Origin of the sequence: Microbispora hainanensis, from assembly GCF_036186745.1 — a bacterium.
Lineage (GTDB): Bacteria > Actinomycetota > Actinomycetes > Streptosporangiales > Streptosporangiaceae > Microbispora.
In genome coordinates this window covers 5,745,916-5,756,002 of sequence record NZ_CP108086.1, presented here as the reverse complement: position 1 = coordinate 5,756,002, position 10,087 = coordinate 5,745,916, and the positions used below count along the sequence as shown (strand labels likewise).

Genomic DNA, 10,087 nt, shown 5'->3' with positions numbered 1-10,087 from the left:
GCGGACGGCCGGCGAGAGGGATCAGACGGGTACGGCGAGCCCTCGCCGTACGGTCTCCGCGACGTCCTCCAGCCGTCTGGTCAGGTAGAAGTGGTCGCCGGGCAGCACCGTGAGCCGGAAGGGGCCGGAGGTGTGCTCCCGCCACCGGTCGGCCTGGGCCACCGTCACCCTCGGGTCGTGGTCGCCGACGAGCGCGGTGATCGGGCAGCGGACCCGGGCGCCGGGATCGGGCAGGTAGCCGCGCAGCGCGCGGTAGTCGCCGCGCAACGCGGGCAGCACGAGTTCGCGCAGGTCGGCGCTCTCCAGCACCTGCCGGGAGGTGCCGCCGAGGAACAACACCTCGTCGAGCAGGGAGCGGTCGTCCCGCAGGATCGCCGGGTCCACACGGGTGAGTGCGGGGGCCCGGCCACCGGAGACGAACAGCCGCTCCGGAGGCGTGCCGAGACCGCGCTCGGCCAGCAGCGCCGCCTCGAACGCCACCAGGGAGCCCATGCTGTGTCCGAAGAAGGCCGTGCGGGGGCCGTCCGGTTCCCCGGCGATCACCTCCGCCACCTGGCGGGCCAGCACGCGCACGTCCTCCACGGCGGGCTCGCGCCGCCGGTCCAGGCGTCCCGGGTACTGCACGGCGAGCACACGCACCGCCGGGGCCAGGGCCCGCGCGAGCGGGATGAAGAAGCCCGCCGAGCCTCCGGCGTGCGGGAACGCCACCAGGCAGGGTGCGCCCGGCGCGGCGGGGGCGTATTCGCGCAGCCAGTCGTCGCGGATCCGCGCGGTGGCGGTCATCGGCCCGCTCCCGTGCGGGCGTCCTGCAGGGCCGAGGTCAGCGCCGCGATCACCTCCGGATCGGCGTCGGGCCGCATCCGCTGCACCGCGAGCAGGCTCCACACCCGGGTCTCGGCGAGGTGGGAGGGGGCGCCGTGCACGTCGTCGTGCTCGACCAGCCGCAGGTCCCGCACGTGCCGTTTCAGGCGTTCGACGTCGCCGGGCGGGATGATCTCGTCGCGCCGGGCGGTCACCGCGGCGAGCGGCACGGTGAGCGCGGCCAGGTCGGCGTCGCGGAGGGCCCAGTCGCGCACATGGGCGAACACGGCCTCCGGCGGCACTCCGACGAGATGCGCGAGCGTGTCCCGGGTGATCTTCGGCACCCGCGCCTGCCAGGCGGCGTCGGTGAAGAAGTCGTGGATCGGCGGGCCGTTGCCGACCACGCCGCGCACCCGCGGGTCGCGCAGCGCGACGGTGATCGCCGCGTGGCCGCTGAAGCTCAGCGCGAGCAGGTACGTCTCGCTCACCCGGGCCCGGTCCTCCAGCGCGTCGAGGATCGCCGGGAACAGGGTCCAGGCGTCGGAGCCGTACCGGAGCGGGCTCTCGCCGACGCCGGGCAGGTCGGCCACGACACCGGCCATGCCGAAGGACGCGATCTGCGGCAGCACCGCGGCCCACTGCTCCTTGGGGCTCACGATGCCGCCGGTCATCACGAGCAGCGGCCGGGGCCGCTCGGCCGACAGCCCCGCGGCCCACACCCGCACCGGCACCCCGCCGACCTCCACGACGACCGGTTCCAGGCCCGGCACCCCGCGCCGCCAGCGGTCGAACGCGTCGAGGCCGCGGGCGAGCGCCCGCTTGCGGCCCGGGCCGTCGACGTACGGGAACCGGCCCATGGTGTAGTACTGGGCGGCGAGAGCCGTCTGTCCCGCCGCGTCCCACTCGTCGCCGGCGCGGATCCACTCGTACGGCCAGGAGCCCGGCTCGTCGCCCGCGTCCGTGGTGACGCGGTCCAGCAGGGCCGCGTAGTGGTCGGCGGGCAGGCCCTGCGAGATCGCGTGCGCCACGACGAACCGCTTCAGCTCGGTCAGGTCGTTCATTCCTCGTACGCCTCCAGCGCGTCCTTGATCTCGGTGAGCACGTCGGCGGCCTCCGCGCCGTCGATCACGCGATGGTCGAAGGCCAGCGACAGGCGCATGACCGGAGCGATCACCACGGCTCCGTCCCTGGCCACCGGGCGGTCGGCGATCCGTCCCACGCCGAGGGTGATCGTGGTTCCGCCGACCGAGTGGAAGCCGTCGACCGCCCGGTGGCCGAGCGAGGTGACGCTGAACGTGCCGGTGATCGCGGGCCGGCGATCGAGCGACCCGGCCGCCTCGCGGAACCGGTCGAGCGCCTCCCTCCAGGGCAGCCGCCGCAGCGCGCGGATGCCGGCGAACTCCTCGGCGGTGCCGGGGTCGGCCGCCGCCGCCCGGTCGAGGCAGGCCTGCACGTCGGCGAGCGACGCCGACTCCAGCCCCGGGATCACGGTCGCGAGCACGACCCGGCGGCCCTCCCACGTCTTGTCGAGGGTGACCTTGGCCGCCACGGTGTCGTAGGAGGCGACGACCGGATCGAGTCCGCCGTGGATCGCGGCGTTGGCCTCCGGGTGCTTGGCCAGGACGCCGGCGGCCGCGTGCACGACGTAGGAGACGACCGAGCGGCGCTGTCCCGCCCGGCGGGCCCGCTCACGTCCGGCGGTGATCGCCGTGGCGTCCACCTCCGTGTCGAGGAAGACCGGCGAGAAGTCGCGGATCTGGTCGAGGAAGAAGAGCGTGTGCCTGCGCTGGGGAGGGAACGGCCGCCCGGTCATCGGTTCACCAACTCGTAGATCGTCTCCAGGCTGGCGGCGTCGAGGAAGTCGGGCAGCGACAGCGGACGGCTGACCCGCTTCTCCAGCAGCACGAGCATGGTCAGCAGGTGCAGCGAGTCCCAGCCCGGCACCTCGTCGAGCGTCCGGCCCAGGTCCTCCGCGGCCACGGCGAGGCCGATCTCGTCCCGCAGCAGGTCCACGAACTCCGCCCGGCTGATCGCGGCCGGCATCACACACGCTCCAGGGCGAGGCCCGACCTGATCCACTTGCTCGACTCGATGGCGACCGCGATCGCCCGCGACGGCCTCGCCATCACCGGCAGCAGCCGGTCGAGCTGGAAGAACAGCAGGGCGTTGCCGTTGTTGCCGGTCTCGGCGACGCAGGAGACCTCCTCGGCCGCCGGGAAGGCGAGCCTTTCGGTGATCTTCGCGGTCATCGTGACGGACAGCTGCGGCGGCAGGAGGTAGCCGACCTCCGCGCGGTCCCAGCCGAGGTCGTCCAGCAGGTCGTCGGCCGTCTCCTCGGCGAGCACCGGCACGTGCTCCTCGATCGCCTTGTAGTCCTCGCTGGCCGGCGCCTCGCCCCCGTCGCGGTCGGCCAGGCCGTACCAGCGCAGGGTCTGGCCGGGCGCGCGGCCCAGGCCGGACAGCCGGGTGAGCACCGACCGCAGCATCGGCGCCTCCGGATGGTCGCCCACGGCGAGTACGGCGGCGCCCGCGCCGTCGCCGAACAGCACGTAGTTGACCAGTTCGTCCGGCGGCAGCGCCGTCAGGTCCGCCTTGACGTCGTAGTGCTTGGCGATCACGTCGCCGCCGATCACCAGCGCCGTGCGGTAGCGGCCGGTGGACAGCAGCGAGGCCGCGACGTCGAAGGTCTGCACCGCCCCCGAGCAGCCCGACTGGAGCTGGAACGTCGGCACGCCGTCGATGCGGAGCCGGTCGGCGACGACGTTCACCGTCGCCGGCATCAGCGTGTCGGGAGTGGCCGTGCCGAACACGACCACGTCCACGTCCTCCGCGGACACGCCGGCCCGGGCGAGCGCCTGGGTCGCGGCGCGCTCTCCGAGATCGGCCAGACTTTCCCGCCGCTCGCCGGTGGACAGGTCGACCGCCAGGTGACGCGTCCGGGTCCCGATGAACGTGTCGACCCACTGCCGCCACACCTGGTCCATGCCGAACGCCGAGGCCAGGGCGGCCGTGTCGATGGGTGGGCCGGGCAGTGCCGTCCCCACCGACAGTAGTCGTACCGGTATGTCCCCCATGCGCTCCTCCAACGAGCCGCGTTCGCGCCGCCCGCGCGCTCCGCGGGCGCGGCCGGGATGGTGACCCGGATCTACTGATCACCGCACGAACGCTAAGCGCGGCCCCTAAAGCAGCACTAAGCCCCAGATTTTGGGCACGGGAGACATAACGCGCGGCAGACGGGCGCGCCGCTCCCCGCCGGCCGCCCCGGGATCCGCCCGGTCACGGGACCGGCAGGATCTGACGCGGGCGGCCCGGAGGGGTGGCCCGGAGCTTCCACTCGCGCGGGTAGCCCACGGAGACCTCCTCGAAGCGGACGCCGTCGTGCCAGGTGGTCCTCGGGATGTGCAGGTGGCCGTACACGACCGTGGCCGCGCGGAAACGCAGGTGCCAGGCGGCGGTGGCCTCGGTGCCGCACCAGATGGCGAACTCCGGGTAGCGCAGGATCCGGGTCGGCTCGCGGACCAGGGGATAGTGGTTGACCAGGATCACGGGCAGGCCGTCCGGCAGCTCGCGCAGCCGCCGTTCGGTCTCCTCCAGCCGCGCGGCGCACCACGCCTGCCGTGACGGGTACGGGTCGGGGTGCAGGAACATCTCGTCGCTGCACACCACCCCGGTCTCGTACGCGAGGGCGAGCGCCTCCTCCGCGGTCCGCGCACCGGGGGTGCGGAAGCTGTAGTCGTACAGGACGAACAGCGGGGCGATCACGGCGGGGCCGCCGGCGCCCTCCCAGACGGGATACGGATCCTCGGGGGTCGTCACGCCCAGCGAGCGGCACACCTCGACCAGGCGGCGGTAGCGCGCCTCTCCGCGCAGGGTGACCGGGTCGCGGGGATGCGTCCACAACTCGTGGTTGCCCGGCGCCCACACGACCCTCGCCCAGCGTCCGGACAGCAGGCGCATCGCCCACTCGAAGTCGGCCAGGATCTCGCACACGTCGCCGGCCACCAGCAGCCAGTCGTCCGGGGATGACGGCCGCAGGTCCTCCAGGATCGCCCGGTTCTCCGGGTAGCCGATGTGCAGGTCGCTGATGGCGAGGAGCCGCCCGCTAGACAACGGCGGCCTCCCCGGACGCCCCCGCCTCGGCGGCCCCGCGTACGGACGCCGGCGCGCGGGCCGTGCCGCGTTGCCCGCTCGGGTCCATGGGCAGGTCCCGCCGCGGCTCGGAGATTTCGTCCGGACAATTCCATAAGAACTGTGTCATCGCCCCTCCATGACAGGCATGGGAGCACGGACACGGGCCGCGCGCCAAGGGCATGGGCCGGATAGACGGCCGGCCTCGGCCACGGCCCGGCGCTTTTCCGGCACGGTTGCCTCGATGCCCTCGTCGGCGAAGCCCGGCGGCATCCGCAGGTCGGTGACGACCACGGCGGGCGGATCCGGGCGCACGCGTCGATCTCGGCGCCGTGGCGCGCCCGGCCGATCACCTCGAAACCCATCTCGGTGAGGATGCGCGCCATCCCCTCCCGGAACAGCAGCGCGTCGTCGGCGACGATCACCCGCATGGCAGCACCGTCCTGAGCCGCGTCCCGCCACCGGCATGGCCGCGCACCTGTTCGCCGCGCTGGAGGCCGATTCCCGCGCGGCGGGCCGGCCATCTTCACGCTGCAGACCTGGAACGAGACGATCATCGACACGATCTGGGCACTGAGCATCGTGTTCCTCGCCGTCGCCGGCGGGCTCACCCGTACGGCCGGCAACCGCGTCACGCTCGCGCTCGGCCTGGTGGGCGGGCTGGCCTACGCACTCGCCTCCGCCACCATCGCCTTCACCGACCGGTTCGACCCCCTGTTCCCGATCGGGTCGCTCATCGGCGTCTGGGCCGTCGCCGTCGGCGTCGTGGCGATGATCCGGAAATGACCCCCGAGCGGCCGCCTGACCCGGTCGTCACCCCTCGGTGCCGATGGCCTCCTCCGGCGCGGGAGAATGCGGGCATGGTCGAAGAGAGCATATGGATGCGGAAGGTCGCCGCCGACCCCGGTCACTCCACCTGGTTCATCGAGCGCTTCCGCTCCATGGCTCGCGCCGGCGACGACCTCGCCGGGGAGGCCCGCCTCGTGGACGCCATGGTGCCGCGCCGCGCCCGCATCCTCGACGCGGGTTGCGGGTCCGGCCGGGTCGGCGGCGCGCTGGCCGAGGCCGGCCACGACGTCGTCGGCGTCGATGTCGACCCGGCTCTGATCGAGGCCGCGGAGCAGGACCACCCCGGGCCGCTGTGGATGGTCGGCGACCTGGCCGAACTCGACCTTCCCGCGCGGGGCATCGCCACGCCGTTCGATGCCGTCGTCTGCGCCGGGAACGTGATGACGTTCCTCGCGCCGAGCACCCGCCGCAACGTGCTGAGAGGGTTCCGCGCGCACCTCGCGCCGGACGGCCGGGCCGCGATCGGCTTCGGCGCCGGCCGCGGCTACGAGTTCGGCGAGTTCCTCGCGGACGCGGCCGCCTGCGGGCTCGAACCCGACCTGCTGCTGTCCACCTGGGACCTGCGCCCGTTCCGGGACGACTCCGGCTTCCTGGTCGCACTTCTCCGCCCGGCCTGACAGGACGACCGGAAGGCCGAGCCGTCCTGTCTGGACTTCGCTGCTCCCGGAGTCCCTCGGGCGGAGGCATCCGGTACATCGCCGGCGGGTGAGTCGTGTCCGAGTGTCTTGAGGCCGTCATTGCTGTGCACATCCTGCGGGGGCGACGCCGTTCCCGACTGGGTCGTCTGCCCCCTGTGCGGGGCGGAAGAAAGTGACGCACGCCCTGCCGGGGCGGCAACCGCCTCCCCGCCACCGCCGCGTCCGGGCCGGACGGCCGACCGGGTCGTCTCCGCCGCCCTGCTCGCGGGTGCCGTGCTCCACATCGTCGGGATCGCGACCGCTCCCCTGTTGCGGGACAACTGGTATCCCACCCTGTTCGCCTCCTCGCTGTCGCCTCTCCTCCTTGCCGTCGCGGCCGGGCTGTTGTGGTTCACCCGGACGGCGGCCGCGGGAGCGGGCATCGCGGTCGCCCACCTCACCGTCGCCTTCTCTCCCAGCGCCCTGCCGGCGCTGCGGAAGCCGCCACCGGAGACGGTGATCATCGAGAGTCTTCCGCTTCGTCTGGCCTGGTGGATCCTGATCGTGGTCCTGGCCGCCTCTCTCCTGGTGTGGCACCGCAGCGACCGGTTCACCTGGCGGCGGGACGGCAGAGCCTGGGCCCTCCTCGGGGTGCTGCCACTGGTCTACCTGGCCGGTCGTTGGCTGCCGCAGACGGCTACCCCGGTGGTCGGCTTCGGGGGCCGTGACTACGTTGCCTGCTGCTTCATGTTCGACGACCCGAGCCGGGCCCTGTACGACTGGCTGATCGTGGGGATGGCCGCCGGCGCCGTGGTCATGACGGTGCTGGCCGGGCTCGTCGTGAACCGGCGCCTGGCCGGCGGTCTGCTCCTCGGGGTGGTCGTGGCGCTCATGCCGATCGAGGTCACAACCCCCGAGGACGGGACCGTACTACTCCCCGGGTTCTGGATAGCGCTCGCGGCTGTCGCCGCGATGACCGCCCTCGCCCTGGTGCTCCTCGCCTGGAAGGAGACGAGCCATCCCTGACGGCACCACGTCCATCCCGCTGATGCCCGGACGAATCGCGTCCCTTCGGCGAGCTCGAAGGCATGCGCCTCGTCGTCGGCGGACTGGATCGCGAGCACAGGCCCGAACACCTCCTCCTGTACTCCGCCACGAGGAACGTCGTGAGCGGGGCGACCTCCGCCGACTTGAGCACGACGCCGAAGCCCGCTTCGTGCTCGTCGCCGCCGACGTCGCCGCACGCGCCTCCGAGTCCCTCGCCACACACGACCTTCATCCACGACAAAGACGATTCGACCCGCCCCTCGCACTGACCCCCTACTCGACGGCTTCCTGGTCAGCGGGTCAGGCGACGGCGGCGCCCCAGCCGAACTGTTCGAGACGGTGCCGGGCGACCTCGGTCTCGGCGGGGGTGAACAACTCCGCGAACCTCGGCTGCACGACCAGAGCCTCGACCGTGAGGTCCAGCCGGCCGCGCTCCCACAAGGCCGCGAACCCGTCCGACACCGCCGGCGAGCGCAGCAGCCTGCGAGCCGTCGCCAGGCTGCCATGCTCGGCCAGCATGCTGAGGAAATAGGAGGCGTGATAGTTGGCCTCGCTCCGCGCCCGGTCGTAGACGGACCGCATCGCGGCGTCGAACTCGGCGTGCACGCCGCTGCTCGCCGTAGGCGGTGGGGCGACCGGCTCCTGCTCGTCTCCCGCCGCGGTCTCGTTGCGGCGCGTCGCGTAGCCGAGCAGCGCATCCACAGAGGTGAAGACCTCATACCCCAGCTCTTCCAGCCTCGGCAGGTCCGCCACCTCGGGGTCGAGCTCCAGGACGACCGGCTTGCCCTGGCCGGGCTGCAATCCGTCGGGCCAGAAAGCCTCGGCCATCGCCAGCGCCCGGCCGCTCACGGGGTCGGCGATCTCGCTGTCCAACGCCGGCTCGGCGTAGCCCAGCCGTGCCAGCTCCTCGACCATCGCCTTGATCTGGGCGGCCCGTACGTCGTCCTGCTCGTCGGCGATGACGGCCACCGGACGCAACTCTCCAACGGCCTCCACGGGGGCGGCGCCGTCACGCAGTTGCGTGAGGAAGGACTGGGCGGCCTGGGCGAGCAGCTCGCGCCGGGCTTCGAGGAAGTCGAGATAGCGGTCCACGCGCCACAGATCCGGATCCATCGGGATCCACTGGGAGGCGAGGACGCCGGGGTGCTTGTCCTCGGCCTCGGCGAAGTAGTCCTCCGGGCTCCGCTTTCCGATGGCGAGGTTGGTGTTCTGGGTCAGGAAGCAGAAGTTGGCGACGGCGTTGACGTGGACGCGGTCATATCCGGCCTTGTACAGCAGCGCCTTCGGGAAGATGTGATGCACCTGAAGTGAGGTCAGCTTGCCGAGCATCTCGGCGTGCAGCTCCAGCCCGCTGCCGAAGTCACGGGCGCCGTGCACCCGGGTGAGCATGTAGAGCAGCGGATAGAACCGCGACCCGCGCGTCGAGCCCTCGAAGTCGTGCGGCCTGACCTCCAGGTTGCCGCCGCGCCACCGTTCGAGGGCGGCGATGAGGCCGTCGATCCCGGATCGTTCCACGGTGTCGTAGTCCTGAGCCAGGATGGTCTCGGTGGAACCGGCGAAGCGCCCCCACAGCGCGGCGTGCACGTACCAGAACAGCACCTTGTCACGGTGGGCACTGTCAAGGAACGTTCCGCCGGGCGTGAGATGGAGCAGGCGGGAGACGACCGGGATCGCGTATCGGCCCATGAGGACCTGGTCGTGGTCGAGCCCCAGCCGCCCCGACACCGCACCGAGCAAGGTGTTCACATATCCGACCGACCTCGTCAGGGCCGTTTCGAACTCGGTGTCCGTCACGGTGTCGAGAGCCGTGAAGACGGCACGGCCGGTGGCGACGGCGGTGATGTTGCGCAGCAGCCAGTCCAGCGAGAAGTCGAAGCCCTTGGCCTGCCACTCGTTCAGATGGTCGCGCATGACCTGACGCGCGGGCGCCCACTGCGCACAGATCTTCGCCAGGGCCAGATCACCCTTGGAAAGGGCGGTTCCACCGGAGTTGACCCGGTTGAAGATGTCCACAACGACATCGACGTTCTTGTCCGGGCCGGTGATCTTCTCCTCGTGGAACTCCCGGTTCTCCAGATTCTTCAGCTTGTTCAGCCGCGCGATGTAGGTGGCGAACTTGTCCGAGTGCTGCGCGAACGCGCCGATGAACGGCTCCAGCCCCTCCATGAACAGGCGGGTGACGTCCACCCAGCGTGGATCGTCACGCATCTTCGCCGGGCCGTAGAACTCGAACGTCTCGTCCTCGACGTTGAAGCGCAGGCCGGTGAAGGCGGACGGGTCCCCGTCGAAGAAGGCCGGGGGCTTGCCGCGCATGATTCCGTACAACGACGTGATCCGCTGCTGTCCGTCCAGGAGCAGGAGACGCACGCCGCCGCCGGTCGCGGCGCCGCGGACGGAGGCCATCTCGGGCTCGGTCGCCCACAGCAGCAGACCGCCGACCGGATAGCCGCGGTACAGCGAGCGCATGAGCCCGCGAACCTGGTCGCGGGTCCACACGTACCCGCGCTGGAACTCGGGGAGAAGCACGGTGCCGTCGTCGATCTGGTGGAGGAGCACAGAGAGCGTGGCCAACAGTCCGTCCCTTGGTGAATCCGTTGACGATCTTCGGAACTTCACTGTAGGCACGAGCTCACCCAAGTTTCAGG

Annotated in this window: 10 protein-coding genes; 3 read left to right on the top strand and 7 right to left on the bottom strand. The window is 71.8% G+C overall.

Annotated features, from left to right (window positions below; translation table 11 throughout):
* Positions 1-21 precede the first annotated feature (21 nt).
* The 6 genes from OHB01_RS26835 to OHB01_RS26810 form a co-directional block, all read right to left on the bottom strand.
* Positions 22-783, bottom strand: coding sequence for a thioesterase II family protein (locus OHB01_RS26835; protein ID WP_142647602.1), 762 nt, complete (start codon positions 781-783; stop codon positions 22-24).
* On the bottom strand, positions 780-1,862 hold the full coding sequence (locus tag OHB01_RS26830) for an alpha/beta hydrolase (RefSeq protein ID WP_328854134.1): 1,083 nt from the start codon (positions 1,860-1,862) through the stop codon (positions 780-782). Before OHB01_RS26830 ends, OHB01_RS26835 begins: the two co-directional genes overlap by 4 nt.
* Positions 1,859-2,614 (bottom strand): 2-oxo acid dehydrogenase subunit E2, encoded by a 756-nt coding sequence (locus tag OHB01_RS26825; RefSeq protein WP_142647606.1) that lies wholly within the window; start codon positions 2,612-2,614, stop codon positions 1,859-1,861. Before OHB01_RS26825 ends, OHB01_RS26830 begins: the two co-directional genes overlap by 4 nt.
* Positions 2,611-2,844, bottom strand: coding sequence for a phosphopantetheine-binding protein (locus OHB01_RS26820; RefSeq protein WP_142647608.1), 234 nt, complete (start codon positions 2,842-2,844; stop codon positions 2,611-2,613). Before OHB01_RS26820 ends, OHB01_RS26825 begins: the two co-directional genes overlap by 4 nt.
* Positions 2,844-3,875, bottom strand: coding sequence for a 3-oxoacyl-ACP synthase III family protein (locus OHB01_RS26815; RefSeq protein WP_328854133.1), 1,032 nt, complete (start codon positions 3,873-3,875; stop codon positions 2,844-2,846). Before OHB01_RS26815 ends, OHB01_RS26820 begins: the two co-directional genes overlap by 1 nt.
* 202 nt (positions 3,876-4,077) lie before the next feature.
* Positions 4,078-4,911 (bottom strand): metallophosphoesterase, encoded by an 834-nt coding sequence (locus OHB01_RS26810; protein ID WP_328854132.1) that lies wholly within the window; start codon positions 4,909-4,911, stop codon positions 4,078-4,080.
* A gap of 600 nt (positions 4,912-5,511) precedes the next feature.
* Between OHB01_RS26810 and OHB01_RS26805 the strand changes: the two genes are divergently transcribed.
* The 3 genes from OHB01_RS26805 (at position 5,512) to OHB01_RS26795 (ending at position 7,421) form a co-directional block, all read left to right on the top strand.
* Positions 5,512-5,715: a hypothetical protein gene (locus OHB01_RS26805; RefSeq protein WP_328709807.1), complete on the top strand. Its 204-nt coding sequence runs from the start codon at positions 5,512-5,514 to the stop codon at positions 5,713-5,715.
* A gap of 74 nt (positions 5,716-5,789) precedes the next feature.
* Positions 5,790-6,395, top strand: coding sequence for a class I SAM-dependent methyltransferase (locus OHB01_RS26800; RefSeq protein ID WP_328854131.1), 606 nt, complete (start codon positions 5,790-5,792; stop codon positions 6,393-6,395).
* A gap of 294 nt (positions 6,396-6,689) precedes the next feature.
* Positions 6,690-7,421, top strand: a complete 732-nt coding sequence (locus OHB01_RS26795) for a hypothetical protein (protein ID WP_328854130.1) — start codon at positions 6,690-6,692, stop codon at positions 7,419-7,421.
* A 321-nt stretch (positions 7,422-7,742) separates the two neighbouring features.
* Here the strand turns inward: OHB01_RS26795 and OHB01_RS26790 are convergent, their stop codons facing one another.
* Positions 7,743-10,013 (bottom strand): GmrSD restriction endonuclease domain-containing protein, encoded by a 2,271-nt coding sequence (locus tag OHB01_RS26790; protein ID WP_142647617.1) that lies wholly within the window; start codon positions 10,011-10,013, stop codon positions 7,743-7,745.
* Positions 10,014-10,087 lie beyond the last annotated feature (74 nt).